The organism is Aquimonas voraii (assembly GCF_900101825.1).
In the GTDB taxonomy this organism is placed as follows: domain Bacteria; phylum Pseudomonadota; class Gammaproteobacteria; order Xanthomonadales; family Xanthomonadaceae; genus Aquimonas; species Aquimonas voraii.
The window spans coordinates 126755-152768 of the sequence record NZ_FNAG01000002.1 but is presented as its reverse complement, the minus strand read 5'-3'; the positions used below and the strand labels follow the sequence as shown (position 1 = coordinate 152768).

Genomic DNA, 26014 nt, shown 5'->3' with positions numbered 1-26014 from the left:
GCAGCTTCATTCGCCTCAACGGGCGCGCAGGGCCACGGCGACCGTCCCGGATAGAACCCTCATGCAGCGGCGATGCGCGCCGTCAGCACCGCCAGCGCCCGCACGCTTTCCTGCAGTCTGCGCAGCCACCGAGAGCCGGGGCACTGCAGCGCGTGTGTCTGCTTCAGAAAGCCTCGTCCACGCCGTGACGATCCACGCGGCATCGGGGCTGGCGAGAACCCGGCGTGACGCGCAGCGGTGGATCCGACTTGCGCCGCGGTCCGCGAGCACCGCCTTGCGGCATTCCGGATGAACACCCTTGGCGACGCCCGCCAGGTCGCCGATCGCCCTGACGCTGTCGAGGAAGAACTCGCGTACTCCCATGGGCTGGCGGCCAGCGAGCACCGGCCCCGCCCGGACACCGCGCCTGCGCACCCGAACCCAACCCGAGGAACCGCTCATGAAGATTTCCAGCCCGCTGTTCGTGCTGAGCTGCTGCGCATTGCTGGCGGCCTGCTCCGCCGAAGCGCCCTCTGCCGCACCCGCTCAAGCCACGACTGCAGGCGGTGCCCGTGCCCCGCTCGAGGACGAGTACGCCCTGAAGCAGCAGCTGCGTCCCTTCATGAGCGATCGCCGCGTGTACGAAGACACGCAGGTCGTGGCCGCGCTTGCGGCCACCCGCGTGGCTCAAATGGAGTGGGTCAAGGCACGCGACGCCCACCCCGCGCTGAAGGCCCAGGTCGAGAAAGCGGAGGGCCTGATGTCGAGGGCCACCCGCGAAGCGCAGTCCGGGGATTCCGACCTCGCCAAACAGTTGGCGACCGAGGCGGGCATGGCCAAGGCTGAACTGGAGCAGATGGCCCTGAGGCTGCCGGACCTTACGCCGCTGAATCAGGCGCGACAGGCGGCGCAGCGCGAAGTGGAGCGGGCGCAGATCGAGGCGCTGAAAACGCTTCCGGAAGCCCGCGCCCTCGCAGAACGCTGGGAAGCGTTGCTGGACGGACGCTGAGCCCGTGCAAGCGCGATCACGCATGCGTACCTACGCCCGCAATGTTCGCAAGCAGGACCAGACCCGATGGGCGCCCTGCGGCCCTCCGCTTCCGGAAGCACCGCGCTGAAGCCTCCGACTCCGGGGGTGGAGGAGCGCAGGAGACCTCGGCTCACAGGCCTCGCCATTTCGACATCGGATCCGCATCGTGTGTCCGCGGGCTCACGACAGCTTGGCGCATGCGCCCGTCTCCGCGGGCGGGACAGCGGCTGGGGAGAGGGGCAGGTTCGCGGCAAGCCCCCTCTCCCCCGGCCCCTCTCCCACGAGGGGAGAGGGGAGCAAACAGGCCTGAGCTGACTCAGGGCGCTGATCCGGAGTCGAGGTTCAACTCACGAAGCGGCGCGTCTTGCGCTCGCCTCAGGGCGCATCGACGCCGCTCGACGGGAGCACGGTTTGCGAGCGCGTCAGCCAGGACTGCAGAGCGCGGGCGCGCGCGTAGTCGGCGCCGCCCTGGCTCGACCACTCGGACAGCAGGTCTGCGGATTCCGACGCGCGGCCCTGCGCAATCGCCTGCCAGAAGCGGATCTCCACCGCCTCCATGGCCGTGATGGGCACGCGCTGGGCCAGCGTGGCCGCCGCGTCGGCGGCGGCACGACACGCAGCGTCATCGCCCGCGCTGCAGTGCACCTCCGCCGCCCACAGCCAGGCGGCCGTGGCGCCGCGCGCGAGCATCGGTGGGGCCGTCGCCAGCTGTTGCGCGAGCGCTTCGACCGCGCTCACCGTCGAGGGATCGCGCTGAAGTTCGACCCGACGCAGCGCGAGCTCCGCCCGCAGCGGCAGCGGGTGGCCGGCCGGCACCAGCGCCCGCATCGATTCCAGAGCCTGCGCCGCCAGCTGCCGCGCGTCGTCGAGCCGATCCTGCTCGAAGGCGATGTCAGCCAAGGCCAGGCGCACACCCGCCACATCCATCGAGCCTTCGCTGGTCAAGCGCTGGACGATGGCCAGTGCCTGTTCCGCGAGAGACCGCGCTTCGTCGGCATCGCCCAGCCCAAGACGGACCCGTGCGAGGTTGCTCAGCACGCTGGCATAGGCGCCGGTTTCCGGCCGCCCCGCTTCATGTCGCGCGCGGGCCTCGCGCAGGCTCTGCTCGGCCGCGACCAGATCCCCTCGCAACAGCGCGGAGGTGCCGAGATTGCCGAGTGTGGTCAGCGCATGGGTGTTGTCCTCCAGTCCGCCGCGCTGCCAGGTCTCCAGCGCCTGTCGCAGGTAGCGCTCGGCCTCGTCGAAACGCAGGGCCTGCAGCAGGCCCACGCCGAGGTTGGACTGCTCGATACCCAGCACCAGGGTGCCGGCATCGCCGGCCTCGGCGATCGTGTCCACCGCCTGTTCCTGCAGGGCCAGACCCTCCTCCTGGCGACCCTGCTGGCGCAGCCAGCTGGCGCGGGCCGCGAGGATGCCGCCGCGCAGGCGCGAGGCGCGCTTGGGAAGCGCCTGCGCCAGCGCCTCGGCCTCGACCAGCGGCGCTTCGGCGGACACCGCATCGCCCTGACGCAGCAACACCATGGCGTGGATCTGCGCGGCCATCGCCTGATCGACCAACAGGGTGCTTTCATCGACCTGACTGCGGTAGCGCTCAATCAATGCGCGCGCGGCGGTCATGTCCTGCAGGTTGAAGTACAGCTCCGCCAACACCAGCAGTACGCGCCGGCGCAGCTCGGGATCGTCGGCATAGAGGGTGTCGAGCTGGGCGGCGCTGGCATCCAGCAGCGCCTTGGCGTTGAGATCGCTGCCCTGCACGCCGGAGTCGCGGAAGATCAGCATCAGGTGCTCGCGCAGCGCGTCCTGACGCAGGGCCTCCAGCCGGGCGCGGTCGCGCTCCTGGGCGGCGACGCGCGCCTGCCAGGCGGTGCCGGCCAGCGCGATGCAGAGGGCGACCAGGGCGATCGCGCCAAGCGACGTCGACAGGCGGTGCCGCTGCAGGAAGCGACGCAGCACATAGCCACGCTCACCGGCGCGCGCCGCGATCGGACGCCGCTCGCGCACCGCGACCAGGTCCTGCCGCAGCAGCGCCAGCGAGGCATAGCGCTGCTCGGGATCGTCGACCAGGCAACATTCCAGAACGCTGCGCAGATCGGCGCGCTGGGCCGGTGCCAGAACGGCATCGGGCGCCGAGCCGGCAAACGCCGCGGGCGCGCCCGGGACATCGATCCCGAGCAGCAGCCAGCGCCCGATCAGACCGAGCTGGTACTGGTCGCTGGCGGTCGACGGTGCCTGACCGGCCTGCTGCTCGGGGCTGGCCCAGCCCGGCGTGTAGAACCGGGAGGGATGCCCCGTCTCTTCGGCCAGGGAGCGGGCGATGCCGAAGTCGAGCACGCGCAGGCGGCCGTCGTCTTCGACCATGAGGTTGGCCGGCTTGAGGTCGCCGTGGACCACCAGCTGCCGGTGTGCGTAGCCGACCGCGTCGATCGCCTGCAGCAGCAGATCGAAGCGCGCGTCGAAGGCGGGCCGCCGCTGGGCCACGAAATGATCGAGGCGTCGACCTTCGATGTATTCCATGGCCAACCAGGGATGACCCGACTCGTCGAGACCGCCGTCGATGACGGTGGCAAGGCCGGGATGGCTGAGTCGCGCCAACAGGGCGCGCTCGGCCGCGAGATGACGCGCGGACTGGGCGCTGTCCAGCAGCGGCGTGTCGAGCATCCGCTTGATCGCGACCCGCTGCTCGAACTGGCCGTCGACCCGATGCGCGCGATAGACCTCGCCCATGCCCCCATGTCCAAGCAGCGCATCGAGCCTGAAGGCGCCGATGCGGGTGCCGGCGGGCAGCGGCGTCGGCAGCTGGAGCTGGCGGGCCGCCGCACCGGTCAGCCCGTCGCGGGCGGTGCCCGCGTCGAAAGCCTCCAGCAGTCGCGCGACCAGGCCGGCCAGACGCGGCTCCTCGGAATGCAGACGGGCGATCCGCGCCGACCGCTCGCGGGGGGAAGCGTCGAGCAGGACATCGAGTTCGGCATCGGCGCGGCGGATCAGATCGGCCTCGGGGGCCGTGCGGGAGGCGAAGCGGCGCAGGCTGTCCATGAGGTCGAGGATAGCGTTCAGGGCTGACGCACCCCAGCGCGGGTCGCCGTATGCGAGAGTTCACGCATGAGTGGCGTCCACGAAACCCCTTCCCCGCCCGCAGGCGAGGCCCTGGATGCGCTGCTGCGCGACTGGCGCAGCGGGGATCCCGCCGCCGCGGATCAATTGTTCGGCCTGCTCTATCCGGAGCTGCAGCAGCTTGCCGCGCGCGCGCTTGCGCCCCATCGTCGCGGCCCGACGCTGGACACCGGCGCACTGGTGCAGGAGGCCTGTCTGCGGCTTCTGAACAGCGCGTCCGCGCCGCAGAGCGCCCTGCACCTGAAGGCGATCGCGGCGGCCGCGATGCGCCAGATCATCGTCGATCATGCGCGACGGCATCTGGCCGGCAAGCGCGGTCGCGACTGGCTGCAGGTGACCTTCGGCGCGACCGTGGAACGGCTTCCCTCCGACCAGGTGGGGCCCGCCGACGTGGTCGAGGTCGACCAGTCGCTGCAGCGCCTGGCGGCGCTCGGCGAGCGCCCGGTACGCGTGGTGGAATGCCGCTTCTTCGCCGGGCTCAGCGAGCAGGAAACCGCCGAAGCACTGGGGCTTTCGCGCAGCACCGTGCAGCGCGAGTGGCGGCGCGCCCAGGCCTGGATGGCGGTGATGAAGTCCGATCCGGGCAGCGCGGACGCCGCCTCGCCCGATCAGGAACCGCTGCCGTAAGGGTGGACACGACGCCCGCAGGGGTACCGAGCGCATCGACCCCGACCAGCCGCCCGCGTTGCGCCCCCGCGCACCGCAGGCCCGGCCACGGGATACGGCCGCCCTGCCTGCCGCCGCGCGCACGGCGAGCGTCGTTGGACGTCAGCGCAGCGTCGATTCGAAGCCGTCGCGGAAGATCGCCGTGGTGTTGAGTTCGAAGGCGCCGATGTCGCAGCGCGGCGTGCCGTCGAGATCACCATCATCGGGGCGCGCGCTGCCGCGCACGTCGAGCGGAGCACAGGTGTCAAAAGCGGTCGGACCGGCCGTGCTGCCGATGCCGGCGTCGAGCAGCACCGAGCCGGCCAGCAGCGGGTAGAAGGGCACGCCCAGCGCGGTGAGCTCGCGCGCGCCCAGACCCAGCGCGGCCTCATCACCGGCATTGATCTGCGGCATCAGCGCGGTGCAGGTGTTGTCGGTCGCGATATTGCCGGCGACAAAGGGCGCATTGCCGGGGCCGGCGTTCAGGACGCAGGCGCTGCCCAGCGGCGTCGGGCCGCCGGCGACCCGCGTGCCGATACGTCCGATCAGGGTCGAGTGCACGCTCTGCAGTCGCGCGCCCTGCAGGCTGAGGTGCGCGCCGGGCAGATCGCTGACGGTGTCGCCTGCAGCGTTGTTCCACAGGCTCACGTTACGCATCCGCAAACTGGCGGTTGGGCCGATCACATGCAGGGCGCCGCGCTCGCTGGCCTCGTTGTCGAAGACCGTGCTCGACTCGAGGCTGAGACGCAGCGGCGCGTTGTTCAGCGCCTGCGCCTGGATGGCGCTGCCGAACTCGGCGGCATTGCCCACCAGGCCACTGCGCAGCACAGAGGAGTCGACATTGCGCAGGTACAGCGCGCCGCCCTGCCCTGCCGCGTTGAACTGCAGAAGGCTGTCGTGGATCTCGAGCGTGGCGCTGCCGGGCACGATCATCGCGATGCCGCCACCGAAGGCGGTGCTGGCACCGGCGCCAAGGGCCTGGTTGTCCAGGAGAACGCTGCGCTCGATCCGCAGGCTGCCGACACCGAAAAGGATTGCGCCGCCGGCGGCCGCCTGCGCGCCGATGGCGCGGCTCTCCTCGATCCGGCTGTCGCGGATCGTGACCTGACCATTCAGCGAAATCGCCCCGCCCAGTGCGGTGTCGTCATTGTCCTGCCGGCAGGCGGAGAACGTGACCCGATCGATCTCGACCACGGCCGAATCCAGCATCGCGATGGCGTCGAGGCAGCCAGCCCCCACGCTGCCCCGCCCCGCCTCCAGAACCAGATCGGACAGACCGAGGCGCTCGACGGTGGAGGCCACCCGCAGCAGCGGCGTGCTGTCCTCGCCGCTCAGCGTCGGCGCGCCGCCGGGGCCGCCCGCACCGCGCAGCGTGATCCGGGGGTGTTCGAGCACCGGCAGCGGCTCGCCGAAGCTGAGCCCGTCCACGCCCTGTGCGAACACGATGTTCTGGTCTTCGGCCGGGTGGGCCGCGTTGGCGGCGAGCACGGCGGCGCGCAGGCTGCCGGGTCCGCTGTCGTTGCTGTTGCTGACGGTGAGCGTGGCGGCGTCAGCGCCAGCGGCAAACGCCATCATCGCCGAGGCGAGCACACAGATGCGCAGTCCGCGACTCATGGCTGCACCTCCGCACCATGCACCTGGGCGATCACCTTGGAGGCCAGCGCCTGCGCTGCCACCGGCGGCAGCGGCGCCGAGCCGATCAGGCTCAGCAGCATCGGGCCCACCGCCACCGACAGCTGGCTGCGGTCACCCGAGTGCAGGGCCGGCAGGCCGTCGACGTCCAGCGACAGGGCCTGCGGGTCGGCGATGCGCTGACGCTCCAACTGCGCCAGCGGTCGGGCGGCGTCCTTGGTGGGGTACAGCACCAGGCGGAGGGAGCGCTGGCCCTGGGCATCCGTCCACAGGCACTCGGCACTGCGGCGTCCCACGTAGGGCTTGGATTCGAGGGCTCCGCCGGCGGCGGGGAACACCCGGGCGTAGTCGGCCGCATCGAGCAGGGCGCAGGGATCCTGCGGCGCCGCCTCGGCGGCAGCGGCCGAGGCGGAGGCGGCAACCAGCAGCGCCGCCGCACAGCTCAGGACTCGACGGCGTCGTGCGTGCGAATGGAAACATCTGGGGGCTGACATGGGCACTCCGGAAATGGGGTTCTGTCCGGAGTACGCACAAACCGCAGATTCAGCGTCAGCCCAGTACCCGCCGCGTGCGTGCCCCGTGCCCGAAGCCCCTTCGCCCGCGCAGGGCGGAGGCCTCCGCCGCCTCCTTGCCCTGATCGCCGGCAGCGCCGGCGGCGGCGCGCGGCCAGCCCGAATTCGTCCGCGCTGCCCTCAGGCATTACTGATCAAGTCCCTCCCGGCCTTGAGCAGTCGTCGCGAGTCCGGCACCTGTCCGGACTCGCTGTCGCTAGATCAAGCAGCGCGTGCTCAATCCACGCGCGCGCCCTCCAGGGCGCGCGACAACGCTGAATTCTTCAGCCGTGCCCTAAGGTACGCGCCGCGCCAGCAGCCAGTAGCCGGGGCCGACGAGATCGGCCAGCGCGGCGCGCGCGGCCTCGACCTGCGCCCGGCCGCCGCGGCCATCGAGAAACGCACACAGGGCGAGGTCCAGGCGTGCGGCGCGGCCGCTCACCAGATCCGGGTTCAGCGGTTCGGCATCCGCCTGGGACTTCGCCTCGATCTGCTCGGCCTGCGCGCAGGCTGCGGCCTGCAGCGCGGGATCGTCGCCGCGAAGGTCGAGCGCCAGGCCCAATCGCTCCAGCGCGAAGCCCGCCGCGAAATTCGCTTCCTCGCGCGGCGTGCCCGCCTTCCACACCGCGGACTCGAGGGCCCGCAGACGCGCGCCGGCCCGCGCGAAGTCGCCGCTGCGGCGCGCCAGACGCGCGCCCAGCAGCGCGCCCGCACGGACCCGGGCGTGATCCCTGCCCACCTGGCCTTCGTAGTCGCGCATCCATCGCTGCCAGCGCGGTTCGAGGTCCTGCATCTGTGGCTGCTCCACGGCCCAGGCGAGCCAGGCACCTTCGGCATAGCTCAGCAGTGCGCTGCCCTGTTCGCTGGCGAAGATCCGCAGCGGCCGCTCCAGCCAGGGCTGTGCGGCCTGCCACCGGCCCTGCAGGGTCAGCACGCGGCCGTACACGACCTGCGCAGTGGCGTGGTAAGGGGCGTCGAGCCGGCCCTGGGCCTCGACCCGCCCCAGCGCCTCGCCGTAGTCCGCAGTGGCGCCGGCGTAGTCGCCCATCAACATGCGCGTGCCGGCCAGATTGGTCAGGCGCTTGATCATCACCGGCTGGTCTGGCGACTGCACCTGCGCCAGGGTCTCGTAGGCCTGGCGCTGCAGCGTGTAGGCGCGAACCGGATCGGGCTCCAGCAGCGCCGCGTAGGCGAGCGCATCCGATCGTTCGTGCGCGTTCGCCTCCGCGCGCTCTGAAAGCTCAAGCACGTCGCTCACCAGACCGCGGGCGACGGCTTCCTGCCCGGACAGCCGCAGCGCTTCCATGCGTCGGATCATCAGGAACAGGCGCCAGCGGTCGGATTCCGCATGCGCTTCAGGCAGCGCATCGAGTGCGCGCGCAAACGCGGCAGCCGAACCGGCATGGTCGCCACCGGACTCGATCAACTCCGCCTCCAGGGTCAGCGCCTGCAGCGCGGCGAAGCTGCCAGGGCTGGGCGAAGCGTCGGATGCCGCCGCATGGCCGATCGACTGCGCCAGGGTCTGGTCTCCGCGCCGCAGGGCGACGATGCCCAGCATCGCGCGCGCCTCGTGGCGGAGGTCCGGATCCTGCGAAAACTGACGTGGCACTTCGTCCGCGGCCGCCGCCAGCAGCACGTCGATGTCCTGGATCAGGCCACCCTCGCCGATCGGATCGGCCAGCGAGAACACGCGCTCGACAAAACCCAGCATGCGGCCGCGCCGCTCCAGGGCGTGGCGGGCACGTTCGGCCTCGGCGATGGCGAGATCGCGGGCCTGCGCCAGCTCGACATTGCGCTGCTGCAGGGTCCACAGAAACCCGCTGCTGGCCACCAGCAGCAGCGCCGCCAGGCCCAGGCTCAGCGGATGCCGCCGCAGCAGGCTCAGCGCCTGCCAGCGCAGCTGGCCTGCGCGTGCCGCAATGGGCCGCGCTTCGCGCCAGGCCAGCAGGTCGGCACGCAGGGCGGACAGATCGGGATAGCGCTGCCCAGGGTCCAGGCTCAGCGCGCGCGCCAGCACCGCCTCCAGGGTCGAATCCAGCCGGCGCGCATGCGCCAGCCCGGCCGCGCGTGCGCGCTGGGCGAGGCCGAGGGGCTCACCGGGCGCGAGTGCCTGCGAATCGCCCGCGAGCAGCAACAGCGCCAGCCGCGCGATCTGATACTGATCCGACGCGATACCTACGACCCCACCGCTGCGCTGCTCGGGGCTGGCCCAGCCGGGGGTTGCGGGCCCGCCCGTGGCCGGCGACGGGGCCTCGCTCAGCAGGCGCGCGATGCCGAAATCGAGCACGCGCAGGCGGCCATCGGGCTGCACCATCAGATTCACCGGCTTGAGATCGCCGTGCGCGATCAGCTGCCGATGTGCATGCATCACCGCGTCGATCAACTGCATCAGCAGATCGAAGCGCTGCGGGAAGCCAGGCGCGTGCGACTCGAGATACGCCGCAAGCGTCTGCCCCTCGATGTACTCCATTGCCAGCCAGGGAAAGCCATCGACGTCGACGCCACCGTCGATCAAGGTGGCAATGCCCGGATGCTGCAGGCGCGCGAGCAGGCCACGCTCGCGACCGAGGTACTCCGCGGCGCGCTCGGGCGCCAACGCGCCGTCGCCAACGATGCGCTTGATCGCGACGCGCTGGTCGAAGCCGCCCTCGACGCGCTCGGCCAGGTAGACCTCCCCCATGCCGCCACGACCGAGTGCACGGAGCACCGCGAAGGCGCCGAAGCGGAAGCCCATCGACAGTTCCGTCGGCTCGGGCAGCGCACGCGCGGCTGCACCGGTGGCCATGCCACTCAGGCCACCGCCCTCCCAGGCCTGCAACAGGCGGCGAAGCATCCCACCCAGCTCGGGATCTTCCGCCTCGAGCTGTCGCAGACTGAACTCACGCTCCGCCAGCGAAAGCTCCACCAAGGCATCGAAATGCCGGTCGGCCAAACGCATCAGTTCGGCCAATGAACGCTGACTCGACGTCATGCCTCTCCCCGGGACGACTGGACGCGGATCGACGCGACGGCAGGCGCACAGCCGCGCCCTCTCGGCAAACACCCTGCCGAAATCCATGTCGAAGTCGATCAGGCGTGAAGCCTAACAGCTTGTTGAAAAACGCCGTTCCGGGGCGCTTCTCAAGTCGGCGGTCCGGCGCAAGTCCGCACCGCCTCACGACAGAGCCATCGCTTGCGCGCGTGCTTCGTCGTCCCGGCCATCCCTGGCCGGGCCCGCAGGCTGCTTCTCAACAGCCTGCCAACAGGCCAGGACGCAGCCCGCGCTCGTCGTGCAGGCCTGCGGGGCAGGCGCCGTGTGGATTCGGCGGCGCACGCGGCCTGCCCGAGGGCAGCGCTACACCGCGGTCCCCGCCGCGTGTCCCGAGGCCCAGGCCCACTGGAAGTTGTAGCCGCCCAGCCAGCCGGTGACGTCCATCACTTCGCCCACGAAGTAGAGGCCGGGGCAAAGCTTCGATTCCATCGTGCTGGACGACAGCTCGCGGGTATCGACGCCGCCCAGGGTGACTTCGGCGGTGCGATAGCCCTCGGTGCCGCTGGCGACGAGCGGGAAGTGCTGCAGCGCATCCGCGATCTGCTGCAATTCCTTCGGGTTGAACTGGCGCATCGGCCGACTCTGGAAGTTCTCCTCGCACAGACGCTGGGCGAGGCGCTTGGGCAGGAGTTCGGACAGCACGGTGCGCAGCTCGGCCGCCGGACGTTCCTCGCGCAGTGCCTTGAGCCGGGCGAAGGCATCCTCGCCCGGCAGCAGATCGAGCGTCAGCGGCTCGCCCGGCTGCCAGTAAGAGGAGATCTGCAGGATCGCTGGCCCGCTGATGCCGCGATGGGTGATCAGCATGGCGTTGCTGAAGCTCTGTTTGCCGGCGGTGGCGGTGACCGGCAGGGCGACGCCGGCGAGATCCTCCATGCGCTCGGCGTGGGTACCGCTCAAGGTCAGCGGCACCAGCCCGGCCCGGGTCGGCAGCACGCTGTGGCCGAACTGCTTCGCCAGCGCATAGCCGAAGCCGGTCGCACCCATGCTCGGAATCGACAGGCCGCCGCTGGCCACCACCAGCGCCGGCGCTTCGAACACGCCCTGGGTGGTGCGCAGGCGGAAGCCCGCCTCAGTCTTCTCGACGGCTTCGATCGAGCACTGCGTGCGGATGTCGACGCCGGCCGCCGCGCATTCATCGAGCAGCATGCGCACGATCTGCTTCGACGACTCGTCGCAGAACAGCTGGCCCAGCTCTTTCTCGTGATAGGCGATGCCATGGCGCTCGACCATGGCGATGAAGTGCTCGGGCCGGTAGCGCGCCAGCGCTGACTTGCAGAAGTGCGGATTGGCCGAGAGGAAGTTCTCGGGCCGCGTGCCGGTGTTGGTGAAATTGCAGCGCCCGCCGCCCGACATCAGGATCTTCTTGCCGCAGCGGTTGGCATGTTCGATCACGCGTACGCGCCGCCCGCGCTGGCCGGCGGTGAGCGCGCAGAACAAACCGGCCGCGCCGCCGCCGATGACCAGCACATCGAACGCCTCGACCTCAGCCACGAGTGACTGCCTGCAGCAGCACCGGCGTCACCGTGACGCTGGCGCTTTCGCTCATCAGCTGCACCTCGCCCTCCTGCACGATGCACTGCAGGCGCATGCCGCGCGCCAGCAGACCGGCCAGCGCCTCGGCGCTGCCGGCCGGCAGCTCGATCACTTCGAGGTTGGCGCAGCGGGCGAGCGCGCTGGCGTTCTTCTCCCACCAGATCTGGAAGGCGCGCCCGCTGTAGCCGATCAGGGTGACCTTGCGCGCGCGGCCGCAGGCGCGACGGATCGCAGCCTCCTCGGGCTGGCCCAGCTCGATCCAGTGGTCGATCTCGCCGGTCAGCGACTTGAGCCACAGATCCGGCTCACCGTCAGCGCTCAGGCCGCGGCCGAACTCCAGCCGCTCCTGCGCGTACAGGGCGAAAGCGAACAGGCGCACCATCAGGCGCGCTTCGGTCTCGGACGGGTGCTGAGCGAGGGTGAGGCTGTGGCTGGCGTAGTAGTGCCGGTCAAGATCGCTGATCTCGAGCTCGGCACGGTGGACGGTGGCTTTCAGGGCCATGCGCAGGGGACTCGCTGAAGGGCTGCGCAGTGTAGGCGCTGCGTGCTCCGGCGGTGCGTCGCAGCCGCTGCTGCGGCGCAGCGCGAAGCGCCTGCGTCGACTTGCTAGCCTCGCCGGCATTGACGCCGGTGAAGTCACGATGAGCCCGAACCCGATGCGCCCCGACCGGCAGGCCGCCGCCCCCGATCCCAGCCCCGCCGACGAGCGGCCCTTCGTGGTGCCCTGCGCCGACCTGCATCCCGGCGCGCCGCTGCGCTGGCTGCGGCTGGGCTGGCGCGACCTGCGCGCCGCGCCGGGCCTGAGCCTGCTGTTCGGCGCGGTCATCGTGCTGGTGAGCATCGCAGTGTCGGCGCTGGCCTGGTCGCTGGGCCGCTTCGCCCTGCTCGCCACCCTGCTCTCGGGCTTCGTCTTCATCGCCCCCTTGATCGCCGTCGGGCTGTACTGCGTCAGCCGCGGACTGGCGGCGGGGCGCCGGCCCACGCTGGCGGATTCGTTCACCCTCGCCCGCCGCGTGGTCGGCCAGGCCGGCGTGTTCGCACTCGCACAGCTGGTGATCCTGCTGGTGTGGTCGCGCGCAGGGATGATGGTCAACGCCTTCTTTCCGATGGACGCCGGCAACCTGCGCGGACTGATCGAGTTCCTGCTGATCGGCTCGGCGGTGGGCTCGGTGTTCGCGGCGATCACCTTCGCCACCGCCGCCTTTTCGCTGCCGATGATCGCCGACCGCGAGGTCGACATGGTCACCGCCTGCGTGTCCAGCATCCATGCGGTGATGCGCAACAAGATCACCATGCTGGTCTGGGTCGGACTGATCGTGGCGCTGACGGCCATCGGCTTTGCGACCGCGTTTCTGGGCCTGGGCTTGGTCATGCCCTGGCTGGCCTACGCGGCCTGGCATGGCTATCGCGAGACGCTGGATGCGAGCAGTTGGCCCGCGCTGGACTAGGCGAAGCCCACCCCGCGCTGGCACGCGCTTCGGCAGCGTCGGCCCGCAGAAGGCGGGGTTCAAACGTGCGTCTGGCTCGCGCAGCGGCCGAACTCTGTGGCCCTCTCCCCGGCCAGGCCGCGGCGGCCCTGCCTGGTCCACATGTCGCCACCGCTTGTCCTGCCGCACCGCCGACATACGCTTGTCCAGGCATTCCCGGTGAAACGAGTCACGTCCATGCGTTCTCTCAGCCCTGCCCTGCTCGCCTGCATCGCCAGCCTCGCCTTGCCTGCCCAGGCCGAGACCTATCGCGTCGGTCCCGCCGGCGACCCCGCCTGCACCCACACGGACCTGCAGGCCGCCATGAACGCGGCCGCGTCGACGCCGGCGATCGGCACCCACCGCATCCTGATCGCGCTGCCCGAAGTGGCGCGCACGCCCGCTTTCCACTACGAGAGCGCGTTCTCGCTGGTCAACCCGCAGGCCAACGTCAGCATCGAGGGGGGCTTCGCAACGTGCTCTGCCAACACCCCTGACCTCAACCTTGGCTGGACCACGTTGCGCATCAGCCCAGGCTCGCAGGGGCGCGTCCTGGGCATCGACAACAGCGGCAGCCTGCGCACGGTGACCCTGCGCAACCTGCGCTTGAGCTTCGGCGACACCACCGCGCCGCTGACGTTTCCGACCAACAACCCGCCGCATGGCGGCGGCCTGCGCGTGCGCGGCGCGGTGCGCCTCCGGCTTGAGGACAGCGTGATCAGAGAGAACCGTTCCGTTTACGGCGGCGGCGTAGCGGTGCTCGGAGGCGCTGAGCTGCGCTTACTGGACAGCGTGATCGACAACAATTTTGCGTCCGGCGCTTCGGGTCGCGGCGGTGGGATCTACTGTGCAGACCCGAACTCGAGCGTCCACATTGACGAAGGGCAAATCGTGTTGAACCAGTCTGCCAACAACGGCGGCGGCGCCTATCTCGATGCCTGCGCCGGTCTGTTCGGTGGCACGCCCGACGCACAGAGTTCGCAGGGCAGGGCTCAGGCGAGCATCTCCGAGAACCGCGCCAACGGCGTTGGCTCAGCCTCTGGCCTCGGCGGCGGCATCTACAACGATCGCTCGCAGGTGGTCTTCTTCGAAGCTGATCGCCACGCCTACAGTCTGCTGATGCACGACAACGAAGGGCAGCGCGGCGGCGCGCTGTACGCCGTCGGCGATGCCGTGAACCTCGCCCGCGTGGACCTGCGCAACGGCGCCTTCATCGCCAACAGCGCGCGCGACCGCGGCGGCGTGGTGTTCAGCTCGGGTCGTGTCGAGATCGATGTGGAGCATGGAAGGGCCGGGGCCTGTCGACTCGACGCCACGCTGGGGGGCGTGGCCTACCAGCTGGAGGGCTGCAGCCTGCTGGCCTACAACCGCGCCCTGGCCAACGGCAGCCCGAGCACCAGCGGCGGCGGCGTGCTGCAGGCGCTCAACACCAGCGGCGGCAGCGCCAGCATCAATATCCGCCGCAGCCTGATCGCCCATAACGAGGACAGCGGACGCGCGGCCGTGGCCTACGCCAGCAACGCCGTGCTCAATCTCTCGGGCTCGATCCTGCACGACAACCGTGCGCTCGGCACCGGCACCGGTTTCCTCACGCCCTCGCTGATCCAGCTGTTTGGCGGCGGACCGCACTTCCTGCGCCACGCCACCGTGGTGGCGAACCCGCTGCTGCAGATGGCCCTGCTGGATGGCACCAGCCTCGACATCGCCGGCAGCATCGTCCACGGTTCGAGCATGCGGGTGTTCCGCGCCGCCAACGGCGGCAGCCTGACTCACCGTGGCTGCCTGCTGATCCACCCCGCGCAGAGCGACGCAACACTGCTGGAGGAGGTATCGCCCGGCTTCTTCACCGAGGGCGTGTTCCAGAGCGATCCGGCGCTGGGCCCGGACTTCACGCCCACGCCGGCCTCGCGCGCGATCGACGCCTGCTCCGGCAGTCGCGGCGGCGGCGGATTCGACTACCGGCTGGGCAGCCGCGACATCGACGTGCCCGCGGTGGTCAACTATCCGTTCCCGGCGCTGGAGCCTGGCGCCTTCGTCGCGGACCTGGGCGCCATCGAGCTGCGCGATCTCGGCCCGATCTTCAAGAACGGCTTCGAGACGCCCTGAGACGCCGAGCGGAACGCTCGGCCCTCGGCAGCCCCGACCGCGCTTGTCGACGCGGGCAGGGGGCGCAGAGAATGCAGGACGCCGCCGCGTGCAGGTACCGCGCCATTCCCGTGCGCGGGCGCGGTGGCGGCACCGCAGATTCTGGAGATCCCCATGCAACGACCGTCGCTCGTGGCACTCACCCTGTCCTGCCTGCTGCTGGTCGCCTGCGCCAGCACGCCGCCCGCCAAACCCATGGCCTCGACCCAGGCCAGTGCGCTGCATTTCGAGCGCATCGTGGTCAGCGCCCAGCCCTCGGCCGATGACCTCAGACAATGGCGCGAGAGCGGCGTCTCCAGCGTGCTGAACCTGCGCACGACCGAAGAGATGGCCGACCGCAGCCGGGTGCCCTTCGACGAGTCCGCGCTCGCCGCGGAGCTCGGCATCGACTACCGCGCCCATCCGATCGACGGCAAGGCACTGCCTTTCTCGGCGGACGCGGTCGACGCGCTGGCAGCGGCGCTGGCCGCTGGCGAGGGCAAGGTGCTGGTGCACTGCGCTTCGGGCGTGCGTGCGGGCTGGGTCTATGCCGCGTATGCCGTCAAGTATCAGGGCATGCCCCCGGAAGAGGCGCTGCGCTCGCTGGCGCCGCTGGGTCACTGGCCGCTGCCGCTGGAGCAGATGACCGGCCTGCCGCTGCGGCTCGAACTCAAGCGCGAGAACGAAGACGGGGGCTGAAGGCCCCCGTGCTTGCCCCGCTCCTGCACTACGGCTCAGCGCGCCAGAACACGCCGCAACGCCGCAGCGAAAGCGTCGCTGGGCGTTCGCGGCGAAACAAGGGGAAACGAAGCGAGCGAATCCAGCCGCATGGGGCAGGCCGTTGGGCCGCGGGGCATGCATCGCCCGCGGCCGTCACGAGCGTCCCGCGGCGGCGGCCGCTAGCGCGGGCTGCTTTCGCTAGCGCTCAGCGGACCTCGACTTCGCAATGCTTCTTGCGACGCGGCGCGGGGTCTTCGCCAAAGGCGCGCAGGCTGCATTCGACGCCGCCGCGAAACTCCGCGGTGACGAAACGGCCATCGGTGCCGAAGCGAACCAGGCGACGGCCGCGGAAATCGCAGTAGCCGTCCTCGTTGGCGCAGAACTCGAAGCGGCCGGCGCCGACGCCGCCGCCCATGCCGCCCCCACCGCCCCAGCCGCCATCGAGACGGAACTCGCAGTGCTTCTTCTTGCCGCGCGCGGGGTCACCGAACTCGCCCACCGAGCACGCCACCGAACCACCGCGGTAGGACTGCTCGTAGAAGCGTCCATCGGCGCCGAATCGCACGGTGGCGCGGCCCGGCAGTCTGCAGTAGCCGTCTTCCGACGCGCAGTACTGCCAGCCCTCAGCATCGCCCTGCCAGCCACCGCCACCGCCACCGCCACCGCCGCCCACGCTGCGCACCTCGCAGTACTTGGAACGCCCGGGCGCAGGGTCACCGAAGCTCTGGTTGCTGCACATCACCTGGTTGCCGCGCACCTCGCGCTCGTAGAAACGCCCGTCGGCGCCGTAGCGCACCAGCGCATAGCCGCCGCCGAAGCGGCAGACGCGGCCTTCGCTGGCGCACTGGGTCCAGCCGTAATCGCCACCGCCGGATCCACCGCCGCCCCAGCCGCCACCGCCGTAGTAGCGCACCTCGCACTGCTTGGAGCGGCCGCGATACGGGTCGCCGAACATACTGTTGTCGCAGCGCAAGGTCGCGTTGCGCACCTCGCGGTAGAAATAGCGGCCGCTGGTGCCGTAGCGCACCACGCCCCAGCCGCGGACGCTGCAGCGCTCGCGCTCGCCGGCGCAGAAGGTCCAATCGCCGTCGTAGCCACCGCCGTAGCGTCCGCCCTTCTGCATGCCGGGCGCCGCGGGCTCGCTGCTGAGTTCCGGCCCGATGTAGCCGTCTTCCGGCTGGGCCAAGGCCGACGTCAGCGGCGCCAAAGTGCAGAACGCGCCGGCCAGGGCCAGCAGAACGCGCGGCAGACCCGCGCGGATGAAACGGCTCGACGCACGCATGCTGCACCTCGGAGTGGGGACCGCGGCGCAACGATAGAGCGGCGAGGCCGCCGACGCCAAGCCTGCGAGCACAACGCTGGCTGAGCGGACGCAACGCAAGGGGCCTCTGGCGGAGGCCTGCATCCAGGGGCGGAAAGTCGGCCCCGCGAGGCGTCGCCAGCTCGGGCGGGGTCAAGGGCACTCGGCGCGACGCGAACCAAGCCTCACCCTCGGCTTGAGCCCTCCAGCCTCTAGGGGCCTCGAGCTACTTGCCCCACAACGCCTCCAGCCGCGCATCGCGGCCACAACGGCTGCGGTAGTAGCTGTAGCGGATCGGATTCTTGAGGTAGTAGTCCTGGTGGTAGTCCTCGGCCGGCCAGAAGCGCGCCGCCGGCAGCACTTCGGTGGCGACCTCGCGGCCGAAGCGCTTCGACAGCTCGGCGCGGCTGGCCTCGGCCAGCGCGCGCTGGTCTTCGTCCAGGGCGAAGATGGCGCTGCGGTACTGCGGCCCGGCATCGCAGAACTGCCGGTTCACCGCCAGCGGGTCGACGTTGCGCCAATAGGTGTTGAGCAACTGGGCGTAGCTCACCTTGGCGGGGTCGTAGCGCACTTCGACCACTTCGATGTGGCCGGTGCCGCCCGCGGACACCTGCTCGTAGCTCGGGTTCTCGACCGTGCCGCCGGCATAGCCCGAGGTCGTCGAGAGCACGCCGTCCATCTGGTCGAAGGGCTTCTCCATGCACCAGAAGCAGCCGCCCGCAAACAGCGCCACGCCGACGTTCGCGCCATCCGGCACGGGCGGCGGCGTATGGCTCTGCTCGCTGATCTGCACATCGACAACGTCGGAGGCCAACAGGGTGCCGATCAGCCCGAGCTTGAGCAGGATCGCCAGCCATGGCGCCCAGTGGATGGCCGAGAAGCGCGGTTCGCGGCTCATGTGCGCAGCTCCGGCAGCGACTCGCCCTGCGGCACGAAACGCAGGGCCAAGCCGTTGTTGCACCAGCGCTGGCCGGTGGGCTCGGGGCCGTCGTCGAATACATGCCCCTGATGCCCGCCACAGCGGATGCAGTGGTACTCGGTGCGCGGATAGATCAGCTTCCAGTCGCGCTTGGTGCCCATCACACCCGGCAGATGGGTGAAGAAACTGGGCCAGCCGGTTCCGCTCTCGTACTTGTGCGCGGCATCGAACAACGGCAGGAAGCAGGCCGCGCAGCAGTAGGTGCCCGGGCGATGCTCGTCGTTCAACGGTGAGCTGCCGGCGCGCTCGGTGGCTTCCTCGAACAGCACCGAGTACGCCGCCGGCGTGAGCAGCGCCTTCCACTCGGCCGGGGTCTTCCGCAGCGTCTCGATGGCGGAGGTCGCGGCCACCTCCTCTCGCGCGTTGGCGCGTTCACCGCGCGTCGCCAGCCAGGCCGCGGGCGCCAGTGCCGCGACCCCCAGGCCCCACAGGAAGGGTCTGCGTTTCATACGGGCCACTCCTTTCTCAATCCGAAACTCATCGCACCACGCGGGCACGGAAGCTGTTGTCCGCTGAGGTTCGGACAGGGGAGGTCTTGAGGCGGTGAATGATTGCATCGAGCAAGGCCCGGAGCTCGGCTGCTGCAAACGGGTAGCCGCGTGTCTCCGTCGGCCGGATGCTGTGCATCTCCTCCGGCGCGGGCGCGACATGCGCCTCGCGAGGACGGCTGGAGCCCGCACCCGACCGAGCCAGCGCTCTGCGAGGGCGCGGAGCCACGCGCATCATTCGGCGCCCTCTGAAGGGGCCTCAGCCAGCGGCTCGCGGGGTCAGGATCTCCCCGGATCCTCGGGCTCGATGGTTTCAGCGCGGAGCATCCCCTGCCCGACATCGGCTGGACGCCTCTGTCAGAATAGTGGCCCTGTTCCTGAAGCTCGATCTGATGAGAGTCCCTTTCAACCCGCTGGTCAGGCTTCACGCCGACAGGCAGGAGGCCTTGGGTAGCGCGCTGCTCGATGTGCTCCGCTCCGGCTGGTTCGTACTCGGCCCCCAAGTCGCGCGATTCGAACAGGACTTCGCCGCCTACTGTGGCCTGCCGCACTGCGTGGGTGTCGGCAACGGCAGTGACGCGCTGATGATCGCCCTGCGCGCCCTCGACGTCGGCCCGGGCGACCGGGTCGTCACCGTCGCCAATGCAGCGGCCTACTCGACCCTGGCCATCCTCGCGGTCGGCGCCCAGCCGCTGTACATCGACATCGATCCCGAGCGACTGCTGCTGGCGGAGGATGCGCTGGACGCGGCGCTGGCGCTGCGCCCCAAGGCGCTGATCGCAACCCATCTCTACGGCCAGCTGTGCGCGATCGAGTCGATCGCCGCGCGCTGTCGCGCAGCCGGCGTCGCGCTGATCGAGGACTGCGCGCAGGCGCATGGCGCGCGCCGCAACGGACGCATGGCCGGCGCGTTCGGCGACATCGGCTGCTACAGCTTCTACCCCACCAAGAACCTCGGCGCACTCGGCGATGGCGGCGCGCTGGTCAGCGCCGACCCGTCGCTGGCCGCCAGGATCCGCGCCCTGCGCCAGTACGGATGGTCGGACAAGTACCGGATCGATCAGGCCGGTGGCGGCAATTCGCGCCTCGATGAGCTGCAGGCGGCGGTGCTGAATGTCGAACTGCCCCTGCTCGACGCCCGCAATGCGCGTCGCCGCGACATCGGCCGCCGCTATCTCGACGGGCTGGCCCACCCCGAGATCCGCCCGCTCGCCCGCGGCGGCGGCGACGACGTGTTCCACCTGTTCGTCGTGCGCTGCACCCGCCGCGATGTCCTGCGCGCGCATCTTGCCGAGCGCGGCGTGCAGACCGAACTGCACTACCCGATCGCCGATCACCTGCAGCCGGGCCTGCCGCGTATCGATCCCGCGCCCCGGCTGGCGCGGACAGAGCAGGCCTGCGCCGAGGTGCTGAGCCTGCCCTGCCATCCTGCGCTCAGCGATGCCGAGGTCGACCACGTCATCGAGGCCTGCAATGCCTTCCGCCGCTGAATGCACCGTGGTGGTGCCGGTGTACCGCAACGAGGAAAACGTGCCGGCCCTGCTGCAGCGTCTCGCCGACCTGCACGCCCGCGTGCCCGGCGGCATCCGCGCCCTGCTGGTCGTCGATGGCAGCCCCGACCGCAGCTACGAGCGGCTGCGCGAGGGCCTGGCCGCGGCGCCCTATGCGGCGCGACTGCTGCTGCTGTCGCGCAACTTCGGCTCCTTCGCCGCCATCCGTGCCGGCCTGATCGAGGTCGAGACACCGTGGATGGCGGTGATGGCGGCTGATCTGCAGGAGCCGGCCGAGCTGTTCGAGGCCTGCTTCGCCCGCCTGCGCAGCGGCGAGGTCGATGTGGTGCTGGCCAGCCGCAGCGGCCGCGCCGACCCGTGGCTGGATCGCCTGGCCTCCGGTCTGTTCTGGGGCGCCTACCGGCGGCTGGTGCAGCCGGACCTGCCGCCTGGCGGCATCGACGTTTTCGCCTGCAACACCCCCTTCCGCGATCGTCTGGTCGCGTTCTCGGAAAGCAACAGCTCGCTGGTCGGCCAGCTGCTCTGGCTCGGCTTCCGTCGCGAGGAGGTCGCCTACGTGCGGCAGGCGCGGGAGATCGGCAGCAGCGCCTGGACCTTCCGCCGCAAGCTCAAGTACCTCGCCGACAGCGTGTTCTCGTTTTCCGACCTGCCGATCCGCCTGTTCCTGCTGCTGGGCGGGCTCGGCCTGCTGGCCTCGGCGCTGTTCGCACTGACCGTGCTGGGCGCTCGCCTGAGCGGGTTGATCGAGGTGCCGGGCTACACCGCCACGGTGCTGTCGGTGCTGTTCTTCTCCGCGCTCAACCTGTTCGGCCTCGGGGTCATCGGCTCCTATGTCTGGCGCGCCTACGAGAACACCAAGGCGCGGCCGCTGGCCGTGGTGATGCAGCGCGACGAATTCACGGGAGGCTCCGCCCCATGAGCGTGTTCATCCATCCTCAGGCCCTGTGCGAGTCGGCGACTGTCGGCGAGGGCACCCGTGTCTGGGCCTTCGCCCATGTCCTGCCGGGCGCGCGCATCGGCCGCGACTGCAATCTCTGCGACGGCGTCTTCGTCGAGAACGACGTGCAGATCGGCGACCGCGTCACCGTGAAGTGCGGCGTGCAGCTCTGGGACGGCGTGCGCCTGCACGACGATGTCTTCGTCGGCCCCAATGCCACCTTCGCCAACGACCGCTTCCCGCGCAGCCGGCAGCGTCCCGAACACTTCCTGCAGACCGTGGTGGAGCGCGGCGCCTCGATCGGCGCCAACGCCACCCTGCTGCCGGGCATCACCATCGGCGCGGGCGCCATGGTCGGCGCGGGGGCCGTGGTGACGCGCTCGGTCCCGCCCAACGCGATCGTGGTGGGCAACCCCGCCCGCATCAGCGGCTATGTCGGCACCGCCCGCGAGCTGCCCGAACCCGGCGTCGCGGCGCCGCGGCTGCGCGAGTCGGCGGTGCCCGCGGTGCGCCTGATCGCCCTGCCCCAGCACGCCGACATGCGCGGCCACCTGACGGTCGCGGAGTTCGCCGAGCACCTGCCTTTCGTACCGCAGCGCTGCTTCCTGGTGCACGGCGTGCCCAGCCGCGAGGTGCGCGGCGAACACGCGCACCGGCGCTGCGCGCAGTTCCTGGTCTGCGTGCACGGTTCGATGTCGGTGCTGGTGGATGACGGCGAGCGCCGCGACGAGCATCGACTGGATTCGCCGTCGGTGGGCCTGTACCTGCCGCCCATGGTCTGGGGCACGCAGTACCGCTACAGCGAGGATGCCGTGCTGATGGTGCTGGCCTCGCTGCCCTACGACGCGAGTGACTACCTGCGCACCTACGAGGAGTTCCTCGCCGCGGTGCGCGGTGGCTGAAGCGCGTCCCGGTGCGGCCGCCCTGCCCGCCCAGGCACTGCGCTTCCTGCTCGCCGGCGGCGCCAACACGGCGATCACCTATGCGCTGTTCTGGGTGCTGTCGGCGTGGATGCACCACCAGCTCGCGCTGGCGGTCGCGTTCGCCACCGGCATCGGCCTCGCCTACCTGCTCAACAGTCGCTTCGTCTTCGCCACCACGGGCAGCGCCCGCAGCGCGCTGGGCTACCCGCTGGTTTACCTCGCCACCTATGCACTGAACGCCACGCTCGTGGAAACCGCCGTGCGCCTGCTCGGCTGGCCACCGCGGCTGGCGCTGTTGGGCGCCATCGCGATCGTGGTGCCGGTCAGCTTCGGCCTCAACCGCTGGTGGTTGCTGCGCGGCGTATCGCCGGCCTGGCCGAGCGAAGACCGCGCGGCTGCCGTGCTGCTTGGCTTGGCCCTGCTGGCCACGGCCCTGCTCTACGCGCCGGGCTACGGCGGCTACTGGCTGGGCGATGACTTCTCCAACCTCCACCGGGCCTATGTGTGGGCGCTCAAGAGTGAAACCCTGCCGCAGCTGCTCGGCCTGTTCACCCGCAGCGTCAGCGAGGGCGCGGCCTTCTTCCGCCCGGCCATCCTCGCCAGCCTGAGCTTCGACTACCTGCACAGCGGCACCTGCTACGGCGGCTGGTTCCTCTACAACCATGGGCTGCACCTCGCCAACATGACCCTGGTGGCGGCCGTGGTGATGCGCCTGTCAGCGCGGGCAGGCTTGGCCCAGGCTCGTCTGCCGGCCGCCTTGGCGGCGACGCTTTTCGGGCTCTCGCCGGTGCTCGCCGAGGGCGTGTGGTGGGTGTCGGCGCGCTCGGACCTGAGCGTCACGTTTCTGGCCCTGCTTGCGCTGTGGCTGTGGATCGGCCGACCCGAGGCGCGGTTGGGCGCCGCGGCGCTGCCGCTGCTGATGCTGCCCGCGCTGCTCTTCAAGGAATCCGCAGCCCTGCTGCCGCTGCAGTTCGCACTGCTCTGGCTGGCGATGCCGGAACTGCGCGAGCGCCGGCGCGGCATCGCCCTGCTGTTCGCCTTCGGCCTGATGCTGGCCTTCCTGGCCTGGCGCGCGCATCTGTTTGGCGATGCCTGGCAAGTCTACGGCGGCGACGCACCTCGGCCCCCAGCCAGCGAGCGCCTGGCCAGCGTCGCAACCTCGCTCTGGCCCTGGGCTCTGGGCTGGTCCAGCGGCCAGGTGTCGGTGCTGCTGGCCCATCTCGTCCTGCTGGCGCTGGCAGCCGCCGGGGCGCTGCTGGCGGCGCAGCGCCGCCTGGCGGTGTTGGCGCTGGCCGCGGCCGGCGGCGGCGCTCTCTTGGCGACCTTCCTGAACCTCGGCGGTCTGATCGCCAGCGGCGAGGGCGGGCGTCTGTTCTACGGCCCGCTGGCCTTCCTGGCGCTGGCCCTGGGCTTGGCCTGCGCTCGCGATCCCGCCGCTGCGCAGACTCCCACCCTGCGGGCAGCGGCACTGTCCTTCACCGCGCTCGCCGCACTGGCGGGCGCCCTCCTGCTATGGCCCCTGCTGCAGACGGCTTGGCGAACGCAGGACGCCCTGCGCGGCACTGCGGCCGCACTGCCCGCACTGGCGGCCAGGGAGGGCCCCATGCTGCTGCTCATGCCCGACCATGTCGGCCCGGTGGTGGCCCTGCGCAACGGCCAAAGCACCCTGGTGCTACGACCGCTGCAGGCGGAAGGACTGCTGCACCAGATCCTCCCCACCCTGCCGCAGGAGCTGGCCTTGCGCCACGGCCAGTATGCGCAGGGCCTGCTGGATCGCCTGGACTCGGCTCGGCTGCAGCACTGGGATGCCGACGCGATGGCGGCCAGCGTCGCAGACACCAGCCCGCGCTGGCCGCAGCGAATCGGCTGCTGGTCGCAGTCGCAGGACTCGGTGGTGGAGTTTCCGGCACCGCCTCCCGAGGACGCCGATGCCTGGACCGCGCGCATCCTCGCCGAGGCGCGCGCCCACGACTGCCTGCTGGACTGAGAGCCTGTGAGAACCATCCGCCTACTGCGGCCGCCTCTGGCCGCCCGTGGCGGCAGCGGCAGCTGCCGCGGGCTCCCCCAGCAGGGGACTGCCTCAAGCTGTGCTCAGACAGGCTGAGGGCATCACGCGCAGGGGGCTTTCCCCACTGGATCCCCCCCGGAGCTCCAGGCGCTGCAGATCCAGAACGACGCGCGCCGGCGACAGCTCACACCCGAAGACTCAGCTGCCAATGGCGTGACAGGCCGGGCAACGCCCATGAAGCCTCGCCGATCCCGCGGTCTCCCGCCACACGACACCCACCGCATCAGCGCGTGTCGTGGTCAGCCCCACCAGGCCGGATGAACTCGATCGCAGCCCGAAGCTGCTCAGGTGAGGGCTGATGACCGCAGAACCGCAGTGCGCGCCCGAACTCCTCTCGCGGGTCGGCAAGCAGGCGAGGAAAATGCAGAAGCTCGGCCGGCCACCCGAAATGCACAAGCGCATCGAACAGCTGCGAATAGATGAGCTGGGCACCGGTCGCCCCGAAAACCTGCCCCCAGCCGCGCCGCCGCGCCGTTGCCTCGATATCCGCCAGCGGCCGTGTCACCACCAGCACACGGAGGCTGAAGGCATCGGCCAGCGCCGGCAGCAACAGGGCGCTCAAGGGATACTTCATGACCAAGGGCGCATCGATCTGGGGATCGTAGGGCCCGTAGCGCTGGCAAAGAATCTCATCGCGAAACTGCAGGGCCGCGGCGCGAATCGGCGCCGGCGAATTCACCGTCAGCGACAGCGTTTGCTCCGAAGCGAAGCGCTGAGTCCAGTCGCGAAACACCGTCCACTCGTAGCTGTTGGGCGTGCGCGGATCACGTGTATGCAGGTACGGCCCGAAACTCTTGAGGCCCGCATGCACCAGGGCGCCCGCCACCGCGGTCGTGCCACTGCTCCAAGGGCCGCTGACAAGAACGAGGGTCGGTTTCATCGGGGGGCGAGATCGGGATCCAGCTGATGACCCCCGGGACCTTACGAAGCCGAACCGCGCCGTGCAAGGTGGGTTGAGGAAGCGGTGCGGAACATCGCAGCCCGCGGGGCCATGAGCTCCGGGGGCAGGCTTTGCTGTGCCACATCCTCATTCAGAAGCTCGCCGCGCGATCCGGCTGATCGTCGCGTAGTGCAGGCCGAAGTGTGCACCGATCTCGCCCAAGGTGTAGGCCCCCGTGGCGTAGGCGCGGCGGATGGCGGCGTTGCGGTTCGCCGCATCCGCTTCGATCTGGCTCAGCGTCGGCGCGAGGCGCTGGCGGCGGGGGACTTCGGGGGAGACGGGCTCGACTTCGTTCGCCACCTTCGTAACGAAATTCTCGTCGCCCAGAAAGCTCTGTGCCTGCACTTCAGGCTCGAAGGCTTGGCCGACGCCTTCCGCCACGAAGCGCGCGAAAGCCGAACGGGCGGCGGCCCGCTCGCTGCCGAACAGCGACAGCGTGCGATCAGCAGCCAAACCAGGCAAACGCTCAGCCTGCCCCATCACTGCCGGATAGCTGCTCCAACGCCAATCGCCGGCACCTCCACAAAGACCCGCACGCACCGGGTTCAGCACGATGTAGCGCTGCAGTTCGGTGAGGTAGGCGTCCTTGTCGACCAGGATGGCCTTGTAGCGGCCCTGCAGCACATGCCCTACCCGGCCGTACCGGCGATTGAAGCTCTGCGAATAGATGCCGTTGACCTCGCGCATCCCGCGCGAGAGCGTCGGCTGCTCGGTCTCGACCAGCAAGTGGTAGTGGTTGTCCATCAGGCAGTAGGCCCAGAGGATCCAGCCAAAGCGATCGCAAACACGCGACAGGCCGTCCAGAAACCGCTGCCGATCCTCGTCGTCCCAGTAGATCCGCTCACGCGCATTGCCCCGCGCCATCACGTGATAGCAGGCACCCGCGAACTCAATGCGCTGAGGACGAGACATGCGCCGACATTACGCCGGCGCATGTGGCAAAACAAGACCTGACCCCGGATTTTTTGTCCCCGGATTTTGCGGATTTCTGCTAACGCCGAGAGCACGATGAACGAATTAGATCAAGTGCCGCCAAGCCGAAACAA

The 26014-nt window shown here is 70.3% G+C and carries 20 protein-coding genes; 9 read left to right on the top strand and 11 right to left on the bottom strand.

Annotated elements, in window-relative coordinates:
- The first annotated feature begins 439 nt into the window (after positions 1 to 439).
- A complete protein-coding gene (locus BLP83_RS05320; protein WP_091239784.1) occupies positions 440 to 988 on the top strand; it encodes a hypothetical protein in 549 nt (182 codons plus the stop codon).
- Between the two features lie 396 nt (positions 989 to 1384).
- Here the strand turns inward: BLP83_RS05320 and BLP83_RS05315 are convergent, their stop codons facing one another.
- Positions 1385 to 4042, bottom strand: a complete 2658-nt coding sequence (locus BLP83_RS05315; RefSeq protein ID WP_091239781.1) for a serine/threonine-protein kinase — start codon at positions 4040 to 4042, stop codon at positions 1385 to 1387.
- 66 nt (positions 4043 to 4108) lie between these two features.
- Between BLP83_RS05315 and BLP83_RS05310 the strand changes: the two genes are divergently transcribed.
- On the top strand, positions 4109 to 4747 hold the full coding sequence (locus BLP83_RS05310; RefSeq protein WP_091239780.1) for an ECF-type sigma factor: 639 nt from the start codon (positions 4109 to 4111) through the stop codon (positions 4745 to 4747).
- 141 nt (positions 4748 to 4888) lie between these two features.
- Here the strand turns inward: BLP83_RS05310 and BLP83_RS05305 are convergent, their stop codons facing one another.
- The 5 genes from BLP83_RS05305 to BLP83_RS05285 form a co-directional block, all read right to left on the bottom strand.
- The gene (locus BLP83_RS05305; RefSeq protein WP_091239777.1) at positions 4889 to 6379 is read right to left on the bottom strand and encodes a choice-of-anchor Q domain-containing protein; all 1491 of its coding nucleotides are present in this window, start codon (positions 6377 to 6379) and stop codon (positions 4889 to 4891) included.
- On the bottom strand, positions 6376 to 6891 hold the full coding sequence (locus BLP83_RS05300) for a hypothetical protein (RefSeq protein WP_091239776.1): 516 nt from the start codon (positions 6889 to 6891) through the stop codon (positions 6376 to 6378). Before BLP83_RS05300 ends, BLP83_RS05305 begins: the two co-directional genes overlap by 4 nt.
- A gap of 352 nt (positions 6892 to 7243) precedes the next feature.
- Positions 7244 to 9919, bottom strand: coding sequence for a serine/threonine-protein kinase (locus tag BLP83_RS05295; RefSeq protein ID WP_176764021.1), 2676 nt, complete (start codon positions 9917 to 9919; stop codon positions 7244 to 7246).
- A gap of 363 nt (positions 9920 to 10282) precedes the next feature.
- Positions 10283 to 11470 carry a BaiN/RdsA family NAD(P)/FAD-dependent oxidoreductase gene (locus BLP83_RS05290; RefSeq protein WP_091239770.1) on the bottom strand — a complete coding sequence of 396 codons (1188 nt, stop codon included), beginning with the start codon at positions 11468 to 11470 and terminating at the stop codon, positions 10283 to 10285.
- Positions 11463 to 12014, bottom strand: coding sequence for a YaeQ family protein (locus BLP83_RS05285; RefSeq protein ID WP_091239767.1), 552 nt, complete (start codon positions 12012 to 12014; stop codon positions 11463 to 11465). Before BLP83_RS05285 ends, BLP83_RS05290 begins: the two co-directional genes overlap by 8 nt.
- Positions 12015 to 12153: 139 nt before the next feature.
- Between BLP83_RS05285 and BLP83_RS05280 the strand changes: the two genes are divergently transcribed.
- The 3 genes from BLP83_RS05280 (at position 12154) to BLP83_RS05270 (ending at position 15801) form a co-directional block, all read left to right on the top strand.
- Positions 12154 to 12960, top strand: coding sequence for a DUF2189 domain-containing protein (locus BLP83_RS05280; protein ID WP_176764020.1), 807 nt, complete (start codon positions 12154 to 12156; stop codon positions 12958 to 12960).
- A 216-nt stretch (positions 12961 to 13176) separates the two neighbouring features.
- Positions 13177 to 15084, top strand: coding sequence for a hypothetical protein (locus BLP83_RS05275; RefSeq protein ID WP_091239762.1), 1908 nt, complete (start codon positions 13177 to 13179; stop codon positions 15082 to 15084).
- Positions 15085 to 15237: 153 nt separating this feature from the next.
- Complete coding sequence (locus tag BLP83_RS05270; protein WP_143006548.1) at positions 15238 to 15801, top strand: beta-lactamase hydrolase domain-containing protein; 564 nt, start codon at positions 15238 to 15240, stop codon at positions 15799 to 15801.
- Positions 15802 to 16027: 226 nt separating this feature from the next.
- Here the strand turns inward: BLP83_RS05270 and BLP83_RS05265 are convergent, their stop codons facing one another.
- The 3 genes from BLP83_RS05265 to msrB form a co-directional block, all read right to left on the bottom strand.
- On the bottom strand, positions 16028 to 17104 hold the full coding sequence (locus tag BLP83_RS05265; protein ID WP_091239758.1) for a hypothetical protein: 1077 nt from the start codon (positions 17102 to 17104) through the stop codon (positions 16028 to 16030).
- A gap of 244 nt (positions 17105 to 17348) precedes the next feature.
- Entirely contained in the window at positions 17349 to 18020 is a 672-nt protein-coding gene (gene msrA, locus BLP83_RS05260; RefSeq protein WP_091239755.1) for a peptide-methionine (S)-S-oxide reductase MsrA, read from the bottom strand.
- Entirely contained in the window at positions 18017 to 18550 is a 534-nt protein-coding gene (msrB, locus tag BLP83_RS05255) for a peptide-methionine (R)-S-oxide reductase MsrB (RefSeq protein ID WP_091239752.1), read from the bottom strand. Before msrB ends, msrA begins: the two co-directional genes overlap by 4 nt.
- A gap of 431 nt (positions 18551 to 18981) precedes the next feature.
- Between msrB and BLP83_RS05250 the strand changes: the two genes are divergently transcribed.
- Genes BLP83_RS05250 through BLP83_RS05235 form a run of 4 tightly spaced genes read left to right on the top strand, consistent with a single transcriptional unit; the run spans position 18982 to position 23947 of the window.
- Positions 18982 to 20079 carry a DegT/DnrJ/EryC1/StrS family aminotransferase gene (locus BLP83_RS05250; RefSeq protein WP_091240858.1) on the top strand — a complete coding sequence of 366 codons (1098 nt, stop codon included), beginning with the start codon at positions 18982 to 18984 and terminating at the stop codon, positions 20077 to 20079.
- Positions 20063 to 21019 carry a glycosyltransferase family 2 protein gene (locus BLP83_RS05245; RefSeq protein WP_091239749.1) on the top strand — a complete coding sequence of 319 codons (957 nt, stop codon included), beginning with the start codon at positions 20063 to 20065 and terminating at the stop codon, positions 21017 to 21019. The genes BLP83_RS05250 and BLP83_RS05245 overlap by 17 nt, the downstream gene beginning before the upstream one ends.
- Entirely contained in the window at positions 21016 to 21939 is a 924-nt protein-coding gene (locus BLP83_RS05240) for a WxcM-like domain-containing protein (protein WP_091239748.1), read from the top strand. The genes BLP83_RS05245 and BLP83_RS05240 overlap by 4 nt, the downstream gene beginning before the upstream one ends.
- Complete coding sequence (locus BLP83_RS05235) at positions 21932 to 23947, top strand: GtrA family protein (RefSeq protein ID WP_176764019.1); 2016 nt, start codon at positions 21932 to 21934, stop codon at positions 23945 to 23947. The genes BLP83_RS05240 and BLP83_RS05235 overlap by 8 nt, the downstream gene beginning before the upstream one ends.
- 304 nt (positions 23948 to 24251) lie before the next feature.
- Here the strand turns inward: BLP83_RS05235 and BLP83_RS05230 are convergent, their stop codons facing one another.
- On the bottom strand, positions 24252 to 24908 hold the full coding sequence (locus BLP83_RS05230) for a hypothetical protein (RefSeq protein WP_091239742.1): 657 nt from the start codon (positions 24906 to 24908) through the stop codon (positions 24252 to 24254).
- A 147-nt stretch (positions 24909 to 25055) separates the two neighbouring features.
- The gene (locus tag BLP83_RS05225; RefSeq protein WP_091239741.1) at positions 25056 to 25880 is read right to left on the bottom strand and encodes a transposase; all 825 of its coding nucleotides are present in this window, start codon (positions 25878 to 25880) and stop codon (positions 25056 to 25058) included.
- Between the last annotated feature and the right edge of the window lie 134 nt (positions 25881 to 26014).

Coding starts and splice junctions, on each gene's coding strand:
- BLP83_RS05300 (WP_091239776.1), bottom strand. CDS start 6,891: ATGTCAGCCCCCAGATGTTTCCATTCGCACGCACGACGCCGTCGAGTC.
- BLP83_RS05310 (WP_091239780.1), top strand. CDS start 4,109: ATGAGTGGCGTCCACGAAACCCCTTCCCCGCCCGCAGGCGAGGCCCTG.
- BLP83_RS05305 (WP_091239777.1), bottom strand. CDS start 6,379: ATGAGTCGCGGACTGCGCATCTGTGTGCTCGCCTCGGCGATGATGGCG.
- BLP83_RS05285 (WP_091239767.1), bottom strand. CDS start 12,014: ATGGCCCTGAAAGCCACCGTCCACCGTGCCGAGCTCGAGATCAGCGAT.
- BLP83_RS05320 (WP_091239784.1), top strand. CDS start 440: ATGAAGATTTCCAGCCCGCTGTTCGTGCTGAGCTGCTGCGCATTGCTG.
- BLP83_RS05295 (WP_176764021.1), bottom strand. CDS start 9,919: ATGACGTCGAGTCAGCGTTCATTGGCCGAACTGATGCGTTTGGCCGAC.
- msrA (WP_091239755.1), bottom strand. CDS start 18,020: ATGAGCCGCGAACCGCGCTTCTCGGCCATCCACTGGGCGCCATGGCTG.
- BLP83_RS05270 (WP_143006548.1), top strand. CDS start 15,238: ATGCAACGACCGTCGCTCGTGGCACTCACCCTGTCCTGCCTGCTGCTG.
- BLP83_RS05240 (WP_091239748.1), top strand. CDS start 21,016: ATGAGCGTGTTCATCCATCCTCAGGCCCTGTGCGAGTCGGCGACTGTC.
- BLP83_RS05275 (WP_091239762.1), top strand. CDS start 13,177: ATGCGTTCTCTCAGCCCTGCCCTGCTCGCCTGCATCGCCAGCCTCGCC.
- msrB (WP_091239752.1), bottom strand. CDS start 18,550: ATGAAACGCAGACCCTTCCTGTGGGGCCTGGGGGTCGCGGCACTGGCG.
- BLP83_RS05315 (WP_091239781.1), bottom strand. CDS start 4,042: ATGGACAGCCTGCGCCGCTTCGCCTCCCGCACGGCCCCCGAGGCCGAT.
- BLP83_RS05225 (WP_091239741.1), bottom strand. CDS start 25,880: ATGTCTCGTCCTCAGCGCATTGAGTTCGCGGGTGCCTGCTATCACGTG.
- BLP83_RS05230 (WP_091239742.1), bottom strand. CDS start 24,908: ATGAAACCGACCCTCGTTCTTGTCAGCGGCCCTTGGAGCAGTGGCACG.
- BLP83_RS05280 (WP_176764020.1), top strand. CDS start 12,154: ATGAGCCCGAACCCGATGCGCCCCGACCGGCAGGCCGCCGCCCCCGAT.
- BLP83_RS05245 (WP_091239749.1), top strand. CDS start 20,063: ATGCCTTCCGCCGCTGAATGCACCGTGGTGGTGCCGGTGTACCGCAAC.
- BLP83_RS05265 (WP_091239758.1), bottom strand. CDS start 17,104: ATGCGTGCGTCGAGCCGTTTCATCCGCGCGGGTCTGCCGCGCGTTCTG.
- BLP83_RS05250 (WP_091240858.1), top strand. CDS start 18,982: ATGAGAGTCCCTTTCAACCCGCTGGTCAGGCTTCACGCCGACAGGCAG.